Source organism: Nocardia sp. NPDC051900 (genome assembly GCF_044452545.1).
GTDB lineage: Bacteria > Actinomycetota > Actinomycetes > Mycobacteriales > Mycobacteriaceae > Nocardia > Nocardia sichangensis.
On the sequence record NZ_JBITBU010000015.1, the window covers coordinates 45,701 to 60,845 of the forward strand.

Genomic DNA, 15,145 nt, shown 5'->3' on the forward strand with positions numbered 1-15,145 from the left:
ATCGGGCCGGACCCGGCCCGATGGCAACACGGTCAGCTGCCGAGCACCTCGATCTTCGCTTCGTCGACCTTGATGTTCTGGTCGGTCGGGTTGCCCTGGGGTTTCACGGTGATGCGCGACTTCTCGACGCCCGCGGACTCGAGTTCTGCCGCGATGTTGTCGCCCCTGGCCTTGGCCACGGATTTGGCGGTGGCGGGGTTCTCGTCCTGGGCGTAGGTCGTGATCTCCACCTTGGCGTCGTTGCCTTTCAACGGTACCGCCACCACTTTGATGGTGGCGACGTCCGTCCCGCTGAGGTCGGAGCTGCCGCTGTCGAAGGTGATCGGCGCGGCGGCCAGCGCCGCGTTGATCGCGTCCTGGATCACCTGCTGCGCGGTGTTCAGGCCCGAGCGCACGGCCGAGGACGCGGTCGCGGCCAGGCTGCTGCGCAGGGGGTGGGTCTGCTCGGTCGTCGTCGCCGAAGAATTCGAGCCGTCGTCGGACCCGCACGCCGCGGTCACGAGCAGCGCGACGGCCACAGCGGCGATTCCACTGACGCTTTTCTTGGAAATCATCTGCCTACTCCTGTTTCGGTGGAGAAATCCCGTATGCGCCATTCGGTGCGATGCGTGGAATTGCCCGGGAACAGGCCCGCACGCATACGTCTGTCCAATGCTGTCGGTGCACTCGATCCTTGCACAGGCACGCGGCCCCGGAGTGCCGTTTCGCGGGTCGCCGCATTTCCCGGTCACGAGCGGCGCAATTGTTGCCGGAATGTGCGCGAGTCGCCATGAGCGCGGCGTAGCGTCGATTCGGCGAAATGCGGGAGTTCTCCCGGCCGGGCGACGACCGGTTCGGGAGGGGCCGGACGTCGAGACGGACCGGACCAGTCGCGCGAATCGGCCCTTCGCGGCCGGATGAGCAGAGGAAGTGAATCGCGGTGCGGTCGGTGAAGTTGTCCGTGGCATTGGCCCGGGAAGTCTCGCTGGCACGGAGCCGGGCAGCGACCGGATGGCTGCGCGGAACGCCCCAGGGCCGCACCGTGCGCCGGGTGATCGATGGCTTGGCGGAGGTCCAGATCGTCGATCGGTCGATGGTGCTCGCCGCGCAGATCTTCACCTCGGTGCTGCCGGTGATCATCGCCGCGTCCGTCTTCAGCGGGTGGCATGCGGCGGCGGAGACGATCAACGACCAGTTCGGGTTCGATTCCGGCTCGCTGGGCGCCGAAACCGGCGCGAGTTCGGACGATCCGACGCTGGCGGCCTTCGGCGTGGTCGGACTGCTCATGGTCGTGCTCGGCGGGACCTCGTTCGCGCGCGCGCTCGCTCGCGTCTACGCGGCGGTATGGAAGGTGCCGACCCTTGGCCCCCGCGATGCGTGGCGCTGGCTCGCCGCGCTGCTCGCCGTCGCGATCGCGGTGGCGCTGGTGGGGCAGACCAGGGAGCTCACGCGAATCCGGTACGCGGGTGGACCGCTCGCCCTGGCGGGTGAGCTGGTCGTCTGGGCTTGCGTCTGGACGGTCGCGCCTTTCCTGCTCACGAAGGGAGCGCTGACCGGGCGGCCGTTGTGGGTGTCCGGAGTGCTCACTGCCGCCGGTCTGACCGCGATGCACGCGGTGGGGCGGGTGGTGCTGCCGCGGGCCACGGCGAACGCCGAAGCGCACTTCGGTCCGCTCGGCCTGGCCTTCACCACGGTCAGTTGGCTTTTCGTCCTGTCGATGGTGATCGTGGGCGCGGCGGCGGTCGTCAAGGCGCTCGCTCTGGACGAGACCGCCGTCGGTCGTTTTCTGCGCGGTCCGCAGCAGAACGGCGCGTGATGCGGCAGGCAGCTCGCTCTTCCCGAAAAGCTCTGTGTGTCAGGCCTTCTCGGTGAGTTACCAGTCGACCGCGCCGAGTTCGTGCAGCCTGCGGAAGACCAGCATCGAGCCGGGGGCGACGTGGTCCATGGCGGCGTACTCGCGCACGGTGAAGTAGCGCAGTTCGGCGATCTCGCTGGTGGGTCGCGGCTCCCCGTCGAGTTCCGCGGTGAAACAGGTCATGTGCAGCTGGGTGCCAGGGGAGTGCCCGTACGCCTCGGCCCGGAACACGCCGAGTTCGTCGTAGGCGACGACGCCGACGCCGAGTTCTTCGCGCACCTCGCGGTGCAATGCCGCCTCGGGCGTCTCGCCCGGGTCGATCTTGCCGCCGGCCATGTAGAAGACGTCCTTGCCCACCGAGCGCGCCTGTAGCAGGCGGCGATCCCGGACATGGGCCAGAGCGGCGGTGCGAATCACCGGCCCACTGTACTGAGCGGACCGAACGCGACGTCAACCGGATTTGCGGCGGTTCGGGCCGCTCAGTGCTCGAGCACGGCGCGGTGCAGGAGCTCGCCGATGCGCCGGTGGATCAGCGCGGTGTCGTCGCCGTCGGCGACGAACTCCAGGAACAGCGCCGCACCGGCCGCCAGCGCGATGACGGCCCTGGCATCCAGTTCGGATCGCGCACGCGATTCGGTGTCGCCCGCGGCGAACAGCGCGGCCGCGGGGGTGCTGAATCCGGCCCACAGCCGGTCGCGCAATTGCCGATCGCGATCGAGCGCGGTCAGCAGGCCGGGCACGGCCGCGCGAACATCGTCCCGCGCGAACAGTTCCCGGCTGCCGCGCAGCACCCACTCGATCCATCCCTTCCGATCGGTTCCCTCGAACGGGCCCAGATCCGGCGTCTCACCGAGGACGGCGTGCAGCACCAGTTCGGCCTTCGATTGCCAGCGGCGACCGATGGACGCCCGGCCGACCCCCGCGCGTGCCGCCACCGCCCGCACGCTCAACTCGTCCCAACCCACCTCGACCAGCATCTCCCGCACGGTCGCCAGCACGCGCTGCTCGACCGACTCGTCCCGGGGCCGGCCCGCGCTCCGGGTCGCCGACTGCGGGTCCTGCGCCGTTTCGCCCATGCCGCTTCCTGACCTCCATTACGATGCCACTGGCATCGAATTTGTACCGATGCTTCCGATGTGCGGCCATTGTCGCGTGTGCCGTGGGCGCGGCGGCGGTGGACCGGACGGCGGAACCCGTGGTGACGAAGGAATGAGATGGGCGGACCGAAAGGCATACCGGCTGAAGCCGGTACGGCGGCGCGAGCGGCGAGCGCGTGGACGCCGACCGGAAGTGACGAGGGGTAGCCGGTATGCGAATAGCGGTCACCGGCGGCACCGGCTATCTCGGCGCGCACACCGTTTCCGCACTATTGCGGGACGGGCATCAGGTCGTTCTGCTGGTCCATCCGAGCGAGTCCCTCGCCGCGGTGGTCGGCATGTTCGACAACACCACGCCGGACATGCTGTCGGTGCTGCCCGGTGACATCAGGGACCCGCAGACCGTGGAGAAGTTGCTCGTCGGATGCGACGCCGTTCTGCACGCGGCGGGCGTGGTCGGCACCGACAACCGGCGCGAGCAGCTGATGTGGGAGGTCAACGCGGACGCCACTGCGATGGTGCTCGCCCGAGCGACGGCGCTCGGGCTGGACCCGATCGTGCACGTGGCCAGCTACAGCGCACTGTTTCCCAGCCCCGATCCGGTCATCACGCCGGATAGCCCCACCGCGCCGGGTCGCAGCGCCTACGGCCGTACCAAGTCGGCCGCCGATCGGATCGCGCGGGCATTGCAGGCCACCGGCGCCCCGGTGGTGATCACCTATCCGTCCAGCGTCGTCGGCCCCGGTCTCGGGGCGCAGGCCGGGATCACCTCCGACGGTTGGGGCGCCATCCTGCGAGCCCGCGTCGCTCCGCGAATCCGGGGCGGGATGCAGATGATCGACGTCCGGGACGTGGCCGCCGTGCACGCCGCCGTCATGCGCCCCGGTCTCGGACCGAGGCGCTATCTGTGCGGCGGTCACCTGGTGGCCTTCGACGAGATCGTCGATATTTTGGAAGGCGCTGCCGGGCAACGGATCCGCCGGATACCGGTGCCGAAGGCCGCCCTGCTGGGAATCGGACGGCTCACCGACGCCGCCGCCCGATTCCTCCCGATCAGCGCGGGCCTCAGCTACGAGGCGGCGTGGTTGCTGACCACCGCCACGCCGACCGACGACTCCCGCACGCTGGCCGATCTCGACCTGCGCTGGCGGCCCATCCGGGACGCCATCATCGAATCCGTGCGCCGCGAAACCGATTCCCGCACCTGATGCGGCACGGGCCGGTCGGACCAGTTCCCGGAGCTCGAGTGCTCGCCGGAGGCGGCATCACGCGACCGCGGTTCCCTCGAGCTCGACCAACTGGCCCGGGATCGCCAGCCGTGTGACCCCGAGCATCGTGGTAGTCGGTGCCACCCCGGAAGCCCCCAATCTCGACGCCAGCACACCGTAGTGCTGGAAAAGCAGATCGACGTCGGTGGTGTAGACGTTGAGCCGGACGAGGTTCGCGAGAGACATGTCGGCCTCGCCCAGCACGGCCTCCAGGTTGTCCAGGCTCAGCGCCAACTGCCCCGCCATGTCACCGTCATGCTGAGGCCTGCCGTCGCCGCTCATCGCGGTCTGCCCGGAGCAGTACAGGGTCCGGGTGTGGCCGCAGACGAGCTCGCCCTGGTTGAATCCCATCTCCACCGACCACGTCACCGGGTTGACTGCCGTTCGTTCAACTACCACATCAGCTCCCATTCGATTTCGAAGTACGTACGTCCTGTCGGCCCGGTGGCCGCCGTCCGTGACGCCGTGGTGCTGAGCCTCCCAGCGAATCACGACATCCTGTGTCGTGTATTCGTTAGAGTTTTCGTATGCGCGCCGACCGGTTGGTCTCGCTGGTGCTACTGCTGCGCCAGCGCGGTCGGCTGACTGCGACCGAGCTGGCCGACGAGCTGGAGGTGTCCACCCGCACCGTGTTGCGCGACATCGAGGCGCTGTCCGCGGCCGGTGTCCCGGTCTACGCCGAACGCGGCCGGCACGGCGGTTACGCGTTGTTACCCGGATTTCGGACCGAGCTCACCGGGCTGAACCACGACGAGGCGCTTGCCCTGCTGATCGCCGGATCACGTCGCGGCGCGCAGGCATTCGGCCTCGGCTCGGCGCTTGCTTCGGCGATGCTCAAGGTGATCGACGCGCTACCCGAAAGCTACCGGGACACCGCGGCTGACGTGGCCGAGCGATTGCTCGTCGACCCGCAGACCGATCTGCTGTCGCGTCGGCTGATCGCTGAGGAAGTGCCCGACACCATATCGGCGGAGATCCGGCGCGCGGTGTTCGCCGGACACAAGCTGCGCATCCACTACGCGGCTGTGGACCAGACCCCGAAGTGGCGCACGGTGGATCCGATCGGCCTGGTCATCGTTCGCGACCAGGGTTACCTGCTGGCCACGAGATCTGGCGCGGACCGCACCTACCGGCTGTCGCGGGTGCTGGCTGCGAAGGAACTCTCCGAACCGGCACAGCGACCGGGCCGGGTCGATCTGGACCGGGCGTGGCAGGAACGCAGCACGCGGTTCCGGACCGGCGGCGACCGAATCGCCGTGCTGGTACGGGTGAACCCAGCCCGGCGAGAGGAACTCGTGAGCACCGCACTGGCCGTCCGCACCGAGGAAACCGACACCGACGGCTGGCTGCGGCTGGAGCTGATCTTCCAAGACTCGCGACACGCCGAATGGGCGCTGTGGCAGCTCACCACAGACGCGGAAGCACTGGCCCCGCAGTCGTTACGCACTTCCCTTCGCTACCGCGCCGCCGCGATCGCCACCTACTACGGGGAGTCATCCTGAGAGTCGTCGCCTGCTGACGTCACCCCGGTGAGTATCGCGACCTCCGCTCGCCGCAGGCCGGGCGACCGCCGCAGGCCCACTGTCGGCAGACCGACGTCCTTCGGCGTGATCTTGCCCCTACGGGTGCGCGGTCGCACAGCTGGGCGCGCCGGGACAGATGTGCGGGCCGTAGCCGAAAGCCAAGTGCCGGTTGGCCGTCGGGCGGGAGACGTCGAAGTCGTCGGCGTCCTCTTCCTTGGTCATCGGCGATGCCCAACCGCCGCTCGCCACTTCGGCGAGCACGGCGGCGGCGCGTCGGGGCTGACGTTGTCGTGGAACATCGGGGTCTCGCGATGTACCCGGGACTCACCAACGCTTCAGTATGGGACCTGCACGAAGTCCGCCAGTTCGCGGACCTCTGCGGTCAGCGTCCTGCGCTTCTCGATCATTCCTGCGAGGATGTCACGCGCAAACCGTTGTTTCACAAGCCATTCCGGCAGCTCCCGCCGGATCTGCTGAAGCACGGCGAGCGCTTCCGGGTACTGCCGCATAGCTGCGTGTGCTGCTGCAATGTCGAGCCGATGACGCTGCCACGGCCATGGCAGAGGGTACTTCGTCCCCGCCAGTTGCGCACCGATCGCCAGCGCCACTTGCGGTTTGTCGACGACCATCGCGTTCTCTGCCGCCAACATCTGCACGGTGACCGGGCCGAATGCGTGCAGCAGGCCGTCTTTGGAGTCGTGTTCACCGTGACGGATCGCCATCCCGGCTACGCGGGCGAACGCGAGCGCGTCTTCTGCCTCGCCAGGCCGGTTGTCACGTATCGCCGCTGTGGAGACACGTTGCAACATCAGTCCCCAACCGGCGAGGTCTTCCCGTGATGCCTTCGAGATCCGGCGCGGTTCGAGATCGTCCGCCCACTTAGTTGCAACCTCGCGCGCCTTGGCCAGATCGCCTTTGCGAATCCAGCGCCAGCAATCCGCATCTGCCAACGGCGCAGCAGCACGAAGGTCGGGGGCATCATCGAGTGCCAAGGCGATGGCGTGGTCTGCGGCGTCGAACTGCCAGGTCAGGCACATTTGCCATGCCACCATCTGGCGAATCCGTGATCGTAGTCTGCGTGCATCGGTGGTACCCGAATCCGCAGCAGAAACCAGGTAATCCGCGTCGCGCAACATCGGTACGAGCCGAGGAGCGAGTTCTGTGAACCGACCACCACGGAATAGCGGCTTGACCTCAGCGAATGTCGCACTGACACCGGCGACGGTCGGCGGCTCGCTGAACTCATCAGCCGGGTAGATACCAGCCAGCGCCTGACGGACCTCGGCCCACAACTCGACATCTGTCACGTCTGGATCGGCCGCATCCGGCTTGACGATCAACGCAGATGTTTCGACTCGCAGTGCACTCGCCAGCCGACGCGCCGTCTCAGTTCTCGTCGATTCCTGACCACCCTGCTCCAGAAGCCTGACCAGCTGAACCGATACACCGGAACGTTCTGCAAGCTCCGCCTGAGTGAGCCCACGCCGTTTACGAATACTGCGCAGGCGGTCCCCTAGTTGTGCGCCCATATGCCAACGGTACGTGGGCTCAATTGATTTCGAGAGATTTCCGAATTAGTAGTTTGCAACGCCGCTGCTCACTACTGCCATTGTGGCCATCGAGCCGAGCGCTGACGCTGAATAGGCCCCGACGCCGGGTGCTGCCAGGTCTTCATCCCGGCCCTGCTGGTTGCCTGATTACGAATAGCCCGCGGTCGGCCTCGGCGTCGGGTGCAAGCCAATCGTTCGAGCGAGGGGAGACGCTTGTGAACTCACAGCAACAGCCTGAGGACACACCGTTGTCGGTATGTCACTTCTACCGCCACGTGTGTGACCTGCCAGCAGAAGTCAACCCACCGCACTTGGGGCGCATCACGCTACGCGCGGGCCGGGTGTGCGGGGTGATGATGCCCGCGTTCATCGGCTCGGAAGTCAAAGCGTGGATGCACCGCACGGGCCAGCAATCCGGGCCGGTACTGACGCATCCGCGTTCGCAGCGTTGGACGTTCCTCACCGGCCCTGATCTGCCGGAGGACATTCGGTTGTTCGCGGAGATGTCGCGGTTGGGTGTGTCGATCCTTCGTGCGGGGGAGATCGCGTTGCCCGGTCCGGGACAGCGGCCCGGCTTGTTTCGGGCGTGGGTGCATCCGCCCCATGATTCCTACCGGCCCTCGGGACGGGCGGTGGTCGAGGCGATCCGGGGCTGCGTCGCCGAGCGTGTGCGCCAGCGAGGGCGGGTGATGGCGTATGCCTGAACAACCCCACGTTGTTGTGCCGCACGGGTGCGGTCCGGTGTGTGGGCCGTGGATCACCGTCGAACAATGCGGCCTGTTCACCTTCCACCACCAGACCGGCGAAATGCTGTCGGTCGAATGCCCGTCGATGAACTGCTTCGGGCAGATGGTGACGGTGGTTCGCGGTGGCATGGCCGACCACGATTCCCCGATGGACATCGCGCTCGGTGGGCAGAAATGCCCGTGGATCGGTATCCGCGTGGTGTTCGATCCCACCCGCTATCCCGACCCCGCCGCCCAGCCTGCGCCGCCGCCAACCCAGCCGCCGCAGGCCGGTCGGTGACCGGGGACCAGGACGCCGAGCGCGCCGACGCCGAACTCGACGTTCTTATCGACGTGATCGGCACTCTGGTAGCCGCCACCACAGACGCGGTGCCCGACGGGATGAGCGACACGACCCGTGTCCGTGTGATGGCGATGGTGGTCTATGAACTGATCAGCAGCGCCCGCGCTGCCGCCGCACCGCACACCGGACGCCTGTATGCCGCACCGGTACTCGATCCGATCATCGACAACATTCCCGCCGCCGACGACATCACCTTTCTGGACCTGTTGATCCCCGCCATCATCGGCCAGCACCTCAACAACACCTGAACCACCCAGACCGCCCCGCACGAAAGGCGCGTCCCCCTGGCCCCTTTGCACCACAGGGGAAGCGCGCCACGTGCCGGGGCACCCAGAAGGGGGAAGGCTGCGCGGACGGGACTCCGCATCGGTGTGCCCAACCGACCCCGCCCGCCAGCCTTCCCCCGACACGCCGAATTTATTGCGCTACAGCAGCATTCAAACCAGGGTGATCCCTTCACGGAAGGCTCCCATGCAACCCGCAGACGAACCGCACCACTCCATGCACGGCATGACCTCACCTTTGCCGGACGAACCCGACGTGCACCTGATCGTGCGAATGCGCGGCCACCAGCTGCACTACGTGGCGTGCCTGACTGCGGCCCTGGTGTTCCTGTAAGACCAGAGTGTCCGCCGTTGCACCGACGCCGCAGCCGTCGCCAGCGGCGCAACCGACCGGCTGCCCCGGATGCCCTGTGAGCGGCTGTATGGCGAGCGATGATGGCGACACCCCGCCTCCGCACACCGCTTGCCCGGCGACACGTACCGACGTGACACTGTAGTGCTCGAAACCGCGATACGAGACAGCTCGCATGAGGGGAAGGCTTCGCCAGTGGACGACGACCAAATGGGTTTTGATATCGAATTCGACGCCGCAACGGAGGCGTACTTGGACTGGGTTGCGCCGGAACGCATGGAATCGGCCATTCGGAAATTCTTGTCCGACACAGTTCCCGGAGTCGCCGCATACACGGATTCGTGGTGGAAACCGCCGTTGACGTTGCAAATCTTGGAAGCCACACAGAGTCGCTTCCACGACCGCGCAAGATTTTTTTCGCCGGAGAACCGGGAAGTCGCAGATGGATTCATTCGATTTTTGGGTGAAGCTTGCGTGCGGCGGCATGCTGGGATGACATGGACGAATAGCCCGGACTCCGGTGCTCCTTTGTATTCCGATTTCGGACCCGCTGTGCACTTTTCTGACAGTGGTCTCGGCTGTGAGCTGATATCACTGGCGGAAGAGTTGTTCATGGAGAATTTCGGCCCCAAAGGGGTTGAATACAGTATTCGAATGGCCGGTAGACCTGCCTGATTCGACTGTAAGTGGGGGGCGACAGTGCCCGATGAGTACGATGCCATCCGGCGGCGATTGACCAACTATGAAAAGGGCCTGTACTTCGAACTGGGGCGAGCGCAGATCCGGGGCGAGACTCGCGAACTCGGCTGGGTCCGTCAATTCGCAATCAGAATCGGAAAGAGTGTCCGCGTACTAGATTCCGCACGCACTCAGGGCAGGGGCGCAAACGGTGTCGAACGGAAATCAGGACGCGTCAACGAGCGAGAAACGCTCAGGCAACTGAAGACTGAACGCACGGCACTTCAGGCAGGAATACTTACCCAAAGCCGATGGGAGACTGTTTCTGGGGAAAAGGTGCCACGCTCCGTCCTCGAATACATGTGCGAAATAGCCCAGGAGTTCCCGGGCAGGTTTCAGCACGAAGTAGTTTCGAGGTCGGATGCACTTCGCGCGATGCAGCTCGGGCAGTCGCTGGTATCTCAACAATTGGAACTGATCCGGCCGTACGAGCTGCAACGGGCCGATCGGGCGCGGGAACGGCTGGCGAAGATTCGCCAGATCGTGCGGGCGCAAGAACGAGCCGAAAAATTCCGGAAGATCCAGCAATTCCGCGAAGCTGCCGCGCGTGGCCGGGCGGATGCCCCGCATCAGGTGGAACACGACCGGCAAGCCCGTGTAGAGGCCGAGCGATCCCGGCAGGCACGCCAGACGCCGGAAACCGAGCGGGCACGCATCGAACGAGAAGCCGCCGAACGGGTGGCGCAGGAATTCCCGGTACCCAGCCAGTACCAGGAACGCGAAACCGCCGACACCGCAGAACAAGCGGCCCGCGAAGCGACCGACGCCGCCACGGTGGAGCGCGAAGCGGCCGAGGCACGCGCGGCAGCAGCCGAGAAGGAACGCGAAGCGGCGTTCAAGGCGCTGGACGAGGCGAGGAACGCCGCGTTCAAGGAGCTGGACGAGAAAGGCCGTCTGTCGGAGGTCGAACGACTTCTGTGGTTGGGACAGGCGCAGCACCCACAAGCGGCGGTGCGGCAGCCGCCCGGTCACGCGCCGGGCGTGGCGCGTGGCGGCACCGGACACGGACAAGACCGCGCACGCGGAATAACTCGTGACCGATAACGTGGGCAGACCGATGCCCGACGTGCGCCGAACCTGGCGGGGTACGCCTGACCACCGCCACGCCGACCCACGCACCCCGGCAGAACTCGGCCTGCTCTGGCGGCTCATCGGAAAGCCATCATCGAATCACTACGACGCGAGCGGGTTCCCGCCCGTGACGGGGTGCGGTCCGGTCAGATCAGTTCCCGGGAAACGGCCGCGACCAAACCGCCGTCGATGATCAGGTCCTGCCCGTTGACGTAGGACGCCTCGGCGGACGCGAGGAATGCCACGGCGTCGGCCACGTCCTCGGCGGTGCCGAGTCGGCGGCTCGCCACTTCGGCGAGCACGGCGGTGTGCGCGTCGGGGCTGACGTTGTCGTGGAACATCGGAGTCTCGATATAGCCGGGGCTCACCGAGTTCACCCGGATCCCTCGGGGGCCCAGCTCCGCCGCGAGGCTGCGGGCCAGGTTGTGCACGGCCGCCTTGGTGGCCGCGTACAGCGACGCGCCAGGCAGGCCGCGGTGCAGGGTCCACGACGCGTTGATGACGATCGCCGCGTGCACCGAAAGCAGCGGCAGCGCCTTCTGGACGGTGAAGAACACGCCCTTGAAGTTGATGTCCACGACGCGCGCGAACTCGTCTTCGCTGATCTCGGCGTTCGGCCGGAAGGACGCGACGCCCGCGTTGGCGAACACGACGTCCAATCGGCCGTGCCGGTCGCGGACGGCGGCGGTGAGCGCGTCGAGATCGGCCGAGCGCGCCGCGTCGGCCTGGACCGCGAGCACCCGGTCGCCGCCGCGCAGTGCGTCGACCGCCGCGTCCAGTCTGGCCTTGTCCCGGCCGGTGATGACCACCTGTGCGCCTTCGGCGAGCAGCCGTCGTGCGGTGGCCAGCCCCATGCCGCTCGAGCCGCCGGTGACGAGTGCGATCTTGCCGCCGAATCGGGAGATGTTGTGCGTCATGGGAATCAGCGTGCCGAATGTCCTGGCGGGCGAACAGTGTCCAGTCCACCTAGGTGTGGCGCCACCAGGCTGCGGTCACCCCGGGGCGGTGAGCGCGACGCGCATCAGATCCTCCACCCGCTCCGCGCTCTCCGGCTGCGGGTTGTAGAGCACCAGGAACCAGCCGGGGTGGTCGGCCACCGCGAGGGTGGTCGTGTCGAACACCAGGTCGCCGGCGTCGGGATGGCGCACCGCCTTCACGGCCTGGACGGCGGCGTCCACGTCGTGGCGGGCCCACAACCGGGCGAATTCTGGGCTCGCGGCGCTGAGTTCGCCGACCACCCGGCCGAATTCCGGATCGTCGGGAGCGTAGGCGGCGTCGGCGCGGAAAGCGGCCACGACGGCGGGCGCGATCGCGGTCCAAGCCACGTGCATGCCGCGATACCGGGGGTTGCGGAAGAAGGAGACCAGGCAGTTGTGGTCGGCGGCGGTGAATCCGAAGACGGTGCGCGCGGTGTCGTTGACCGCGAGGAGATTCCAGTAGCGGTCCCGCAGCACGGCGGGCCGCGCTCCCCAAGCGTCGAGCAGTCGGCGCAACTGCGGGGTGACCTCGGCGTCACGCGCCGGGCCCGGCGGCGGCGGATTGAGACCGGCGAGCAGATACAGATGCCGTCGCTCCGGGCCGGACAGGCGCAGCGCCGCGCCGACGGCGTCCAGCACCTCCGCCGACACCGTGATGTCGCGTCCCTGCTCCAGCCACGTGTACCAGGAGACGCCGACCCCGGCGAGCATCGCGACCTCCTCCCGCCGCAGGCCGGGCGTCCGCCGCTTGCCCACGGTCGGCAGACCGACGTCGCGCGGCGTGAGCCTGGCTCTGCGGGTGCGGAGGAAGTCGCGCAGCTGCGCGCGCCGGTGCGGCGCCGGGGAATCACTGGCCATGGGCACGGTAACAACCCGTGCGCCGAATCAGTTCCCCAGATACACCGGGAACGCTTCGAGGTCGTTCTGGGTGAGCACCGGCAGGTTGCGGATTTGTTCGACCGGCACGGCGAAGCGCAGGCCGGGGAAGCGGGCGAACAGGGCGGGCAGCGCGATGCCCGCTTCCATGCGGGCGAGCGCGGCGCCTGGGCAGATGTGCGGGCCGTAGCCGAAAGCCAAGTGCCGGTTGGCCGTCGGGCGGGAGACGTCGAAGTCGTCGGCGTCGTCGCCGTGCACGGCGAAGTCCCGGCCGATCGCACGGTAGGACATGACCACACCCTCGCCCTTCTCGATGACGGTGTCGCCGACGGCGATGTCCTCGGTGGCGAAACGCATCAGCAGATGGGTTACCGGGCTGTCCCAGCGCAGGGTCTCCTCCACCGCGGCGTCCCAGGTGCGGTCGCCGGCGTGGACGGCGCTCAACTGCTCCGGCCGCGCCAGCAGGGCGCGCACGGTGTTGAGGATGAGGCCGATCGTGGTTTCGTGCCCGGCGGCCACCAGCGCCTTCAGGTTGCCGACCACTTCCTCTTCGGTCAACGGCTCGGCGTCGTCGCCGCCGACGATGAAGGCGCTGGTCAGGTCGTCGGTCGGGTCGGCGGTCTTCTTGCGCACCAACTCGGTGAAATACAGGTCCAACTCGTCGATCACCCGCAGCCGCTCGTCCTGCGGCGTCAGCAGCGAGAAGAACGCTTTGTACCAGTCGAGCAGCATCGGATGGTCGGCGCGGTCCACGCCCATCAGCTCACTGATGACCCGCATCGGCAGCGGGTAGGCGAACACCGTCTTGAGGTCGACCGCCGCGCCGTCGCGTCCGGCCTCGGCCAGGTCGTCGAGCAGTTCGGCGGTCATCCGCTCGACCGCGGGACGCAGCGCGTCGAGCCTGCGCTTGGTCAGCGCCTGGGTGGTCTTGATCCGCAGCCTGCGGTGCTCGGGACCGTCGACGGTGAACATGGAACGGCCCGCGTCGACCATGCCGATCAGCGGCCACTGCCTGGTCACCGCGCCGGACTGCCACAGCGACCAGGCGTTGATGTCCTTGACCAGCCTGGTGTCGACGAGCAGCTGCCTGGCCAGTGCGTGCTGGGTGACGGTCCAAGCGGGCACGCCGAGCAACTCGATCCGGGTGAGCGGACCCGCGGCGCGCAGCCTGCTGGTCTCTCCGCCCAGGTCGCCGACCATCGGATCGATGACAAGGGCTGCTGCGTGTGGGCATTCTCTGCTCACGGGGTACCTCCGACGGCGCGAACGGGTGTGAAGCGGACGGGCAGGGATGTCATGCCGCGCAGAAAGGCCGACGGTCGCCGGACCAGGTTTTGGGCGGGCACCGCGAGATCGAGATCGGGCAGCCGGTCGAGCAGCACCTCGATGCCGGTGCGCGCGACGACCTCGGCGATCTCCTGCGCGGGAAACGGGCAGCGGTATTCGCCGTAGCTGAACGCGAAGTGCGCGCTGTTGCCCGAGTGCGCCGGCTCGGCGCCGTCGGAAACATGCTGGCGCACATGGGGATCGGCGTTGGCTGCGGCCAGGCCGAGCAGCAGCATGTCACCGGCGCGGATGACCTTGTCGCCGAGCCGCGTGTCGCGGGCTGCCCACCGTCCGGCGAGGATCTGGGTCGGGGTGTCCTCCCACAGCACTTCGTTCATCGCCTGGCCCACACTGTGTCGCCCGCCGCCGAGCGCCGCGGCGAACCGGTCGTCGGTGAGCATCAGCCGCACCGAGTTCCCGATCCAGTCGGCCGTGGGCAGGTATCCGGCGGCGGTGATCGCCATCAGGTCCAAGACGTATTCCTCGTCGGAGAACGGACCGGGATGCGCCAGCATCCAGGACACCAAATCGGCGCCTCGCGCGACTTTCTTGGTCGCGAGCAACCGCCCCATGTGCTCGGCGAACTGCTGATGCGCGGCCTGGGCGTCGGCCCCGCCGTCGGCGAGCGTCTTCATCGTCCACGCCAGCCGCGGTCCGTCCGCGTCGGGGAAGCCGAGGATCCGCGCAAGGGCCAGCACCGGCAGGGGTTCGGCGAAATCGGCGACCAGCTCAGCTTCGCCCCTGCCGCAGAACGCGTCGATCAGGCGGTCGGCCAGGTCCTCGCAGGTGCGGCGCAATTCGAAGGTGTCGACCGTCTCCAACGCCGGTTCCACCATCGCCACGTGCCTGCGGTGCTCCGCGCCCGCGGTGAAATAGATCGACGGCATCGGCTGCCCGACCATCGGCAGCAAGGGCCAGTCCGGCGGGATGTTCGGCCACTGGTTCCACCGCCCGACATCGCGGGGGAACAACTCGGGATCGTTGGTCACCTGATGCAATTCGCGGTAGCCGATGACCAGCCACGCGGGGACGCCGCCGGGCAGTTCCACGGCGACCACCGGTCCGTGCTCCCGGCGCATCTCGTGATAGAGCTGATGCGGGTCGGTATGGAAACGGGGGCCGCTCAACGTGACCGGTGCGGTGCGGTGCGGACGGGGCAG

The 15,145-nt window shown here is 67.6% G+C and carries 19 protein-coding genes; 9 read left to right on the forward strand and 10 right to left on the reverse strand.

Translation table 11 applies throughout. The features are described from left to right. Positions 1–32: 32 nt before the first annotated feature. Positions 33–554, reverse strand: coding sequence for an OmpA family protein (locus ACIA5H_RS24705; protein WP_379252720.1), 522 nt, complete (start codon positions 552–554; stop codon positions 33–35). 365 nt (positions 555–919) lie between these two features. Here ACIA5H_RS24705 and ACIA5H_RS24710 point away from each other — a divergent pair, with 365 nt between their 5' ends. Continuing rightward, on the forward strand, positions 920–1,795 hold the full coding sequence (locus ACIA5H_RS24710) for a hypothetical protein (RefSeq protein ID WP_397077511.1): 876 nt from the start codon (positions 920–922) through the stop codon (positions 1,793–1,795). Between the two features lie 57 nt (positions 1,796–1,852). Here the strand turns inward: ACIA5H_RS24710 and ACIA5H_RS24715 are convergent, their stop codons facing one another. Next, the gene (locus tag ACIA5H_RS24715; RefSeq protein WP_379252722.1) at positions 1,853–2,251 is read right to left on the reverse strand and encodes an NUDIX domain-containing protein; all 399 of its coding nucleotides are present in this window, start codon (positions 2,249–2,251) and stop codon (positions 1,853–1,855) included. Between the two features lie 62 nt (positions 2,252–2,313). Further along, entirely contained in the window at positions 2,314–2,910 is a 597-nt protein-coding gene (locus ACIA5H_RS24720; protein ID WP_364435583.1) for a helix-turn-helix domain-containing protein, read from the reverse strand. Between the two features lie 233 nt (positions 2,911–3,143). Between ACIA5H_RS24720 and ACIA5H_RS24725 the strand changes: the two genes are divergently transcribed. Beyond that, positions 3,144–4,139, forward strand: a complete 996-nt coding sequence (locus tag ACIA5H_RS24725) for an NAD-dependent epimerase/dehydratase family protein (protein WP_397077515.1) — start codon at positions 3,144–3,146, stop codon at positions 4,137–4,139. A gap of 57 nt (positions 4,140–4,196) precedes the next feature. On the opposite strand, the gene ACIA5H_RS24730 is transcribed toward ACIA5H_RS24725, so the two are convergent. After that, entirely contained in the window at positions 4,197–4,550 is a 354-nt protein-coding gene (locus tag ACIA5H_RS24730; RefSeq protein WP_397077748.1) for a RidA family protein, read from the reverse strand. 176 nt (positions 4,551–4,726) lie between these two features. On the opposite strand from ACIA5H_RS24730, the gene ACIA5H_RS24735 reads away from it, so the two are divergent. Then, the gene (locus tag ACIA5H_RS24735) at positions 4,727–5,701 is read left to right on the forward strand and encodes a helix-turn-helix transcriptional regulator (RefSeq protein WP_397077517.1); all 975 of its coding nucleotides are present in this window, start codon (positions 4,727–4,729) and stop codon (positions 5,699–5,701) included. Between the two features lie 117 nt (positions 5,702–5,818). On the opposite strand, the gene ACIA5H_RS24740 is transcribed toward ACIA5H_RS24735, so the two are convergent. Together ACIA5H_RS24740 and ACIA5H_RS24745 are read right to left on the reverse strand one after the other, a co-directional pair. Next, entirely contained in the window at positions 5,819–5,944 is a 126-nt protein-coding gene (locus tag ACIA5H_RS24740; protein ID WP_397077520.1) for a hypothetical protein, read from the reverse strand. A gap of 113 nt (positions 5,945–6,057) precedes the next feature. Further along, on the reverse strand, positions 6,058–7,251 hold the full coding sequence (locus ACIA5H_RS24745; RefSeq protein WP_355076501.1) for a helix-turn-helix transcriptional regulator: 1,194 nt from the start codon (positions 7,249–7,251) through the stop codon (positions 6,058–6,060). A gap of 236 nt (positions 7,252–7,487) precedes the next feature. Between ACIA5H_RS24745 and ACIA5H_RS24750 the strand changes: the two genes are divergently transcribed. The 6 genes from ACIA5H_RS24750 to ACIA5H_RS24775 all read left to right on the forward strand — a co-directional run bounded on the left by ACIA5H_RS24750 (position 7,488) and on the right by ACIA5H_RS24775 (position 10,779). Then, complete coding sequence (locus tag ACIA5H_RS24750; RefSeq protein ID WP_397077523.1) at positions 7,488–7,976, forward strand: DNA-directed RNA polymerase subunit beta; 489 nt, start codon at positions 7,488–7,490, stop codon at positions 7,974–7,976. Further along, positions 7,969–8,298, forward strand: coding sequence for a hypothetical protein (locus ACIA5H_RS24755; protein WP_397077525.1), 330 nt, complete (start codon positions 7,969–7,971; stop codon positions 8,296–8,298). The genes ACIA5H_RS24750 and ACIA5H_RS24755 overlap by 8 nt, the downstream gene beginning before the upstream one ends. Further along, positions 8,295–8,609, forward strand: a complete 315-nt coding sequence (locus ACIA5H_RS24760; RefSeq protein WP_397077527.1) for a hypothetical protein — start codon at positions 8,295–8,297, stop codon at positions 8,607–8,609. The genes ACIA5H_RS24755 and ACIA5H_RS24760 overlap by 4 nt, the downstream gene beginning before the upstream one ends. Positions 8,610–8,832: 223 nt before the next feature. Beyond that, positions 8,833–8,979, forward strand: a complete 147-nt coding sequence (locus tag ACIA5H_RS24765; RefSeq protein ID WP_397077529.1) for a hypothetical protein — start codon at positions 8,833–8,835, stop codon at positions 8,977–8,979. A 213-nt stretch (positions 8,980–9,192) separates the two neighbouring features. Then, positions 9,193–9,672 (forward strand): hypothetical protein, encoded by a 480-nt coding sequence (locus tag ACIA5H_RS24770; RefSeq protein ID WP_397077531.1) that lies wholly within the window; start codon positions 9,193–9,195, stop codon positions 9,670–9,672. A gap of 24 nt (positions 9,673–9,696) precedes the next feature. Then, the gene (locus ACIA5H_RS24775) at positions 9,697–10,779 is read left to right on the forward strand and encodes a hypothetical protein (protein ID WP_397077533.1); all 1,083 of its coding nucleotides are present in this window, start codon (positions 9,697–9,699) and stop codon (positions 10,777–10,779) included. A gap of 173 nt (positions 10,780–10,952) precedes the next feature. Here ACIA5H_RS24775 and ACIA5H_RS24780 read toward each other — a convergent pair whose 3' ends face one another. The 4 genes from ACIA5H_RS24780 to ACIA5H_RS24795 form a co-directional block, all read right to left on the reverse strand. Beyond that, positions 10,953–11,723: a glucose 1-dehydrogenase gene (locus ACIA5H_RS24780; RefSeq protein ID WP_397077535.1), complete on the reverse strand. Its 771-nt coding sequence runs from the start codon at positions 11,721–11,723 to the stop codon at positions 10,953–10,955. 75 nt (positions 11,724–11,798) lie between these two features. Beyond that, a complete protein-coding gene (locus ACIA5H_RS24785; protein ID WP_397077537.1) occupies positions 11,799–12,641 on the reverse strand; it encodes a helix-turn-helix transcriptional regulator in 843 nt (280 codons plus the stop codon). A 27-nt stretch (positions 12,642–12,668) separates the two neighbouring features. Beyond that, on the reverse strand, positions 12,669–13,904 hold the full coding sequence (locus tag ACIA5H_RS24790) for a cytochrome P450 (RefSeq protein WP_397077539.1): 1,236 nt from the start codon (positions 13,902–13,904) through the stop codon (positions 12,669–12,671). Then, a complete protein-coding gene (locus ACIA5H_RS24795; protein WP_397077541.1) occupies positions 13,901–15,112 on the reverse strand; it encodes a cytochrome P450 in 1,212 nt (403 codons plus the stop codon). Before ACIA5H_RS24795 ends, ACIA5H_RS24790 begins: the two co-directional genes overlap by 4 nt. Between the last annotated feature and the right edge of the window lie 33 nt (positions 15,113–15,145).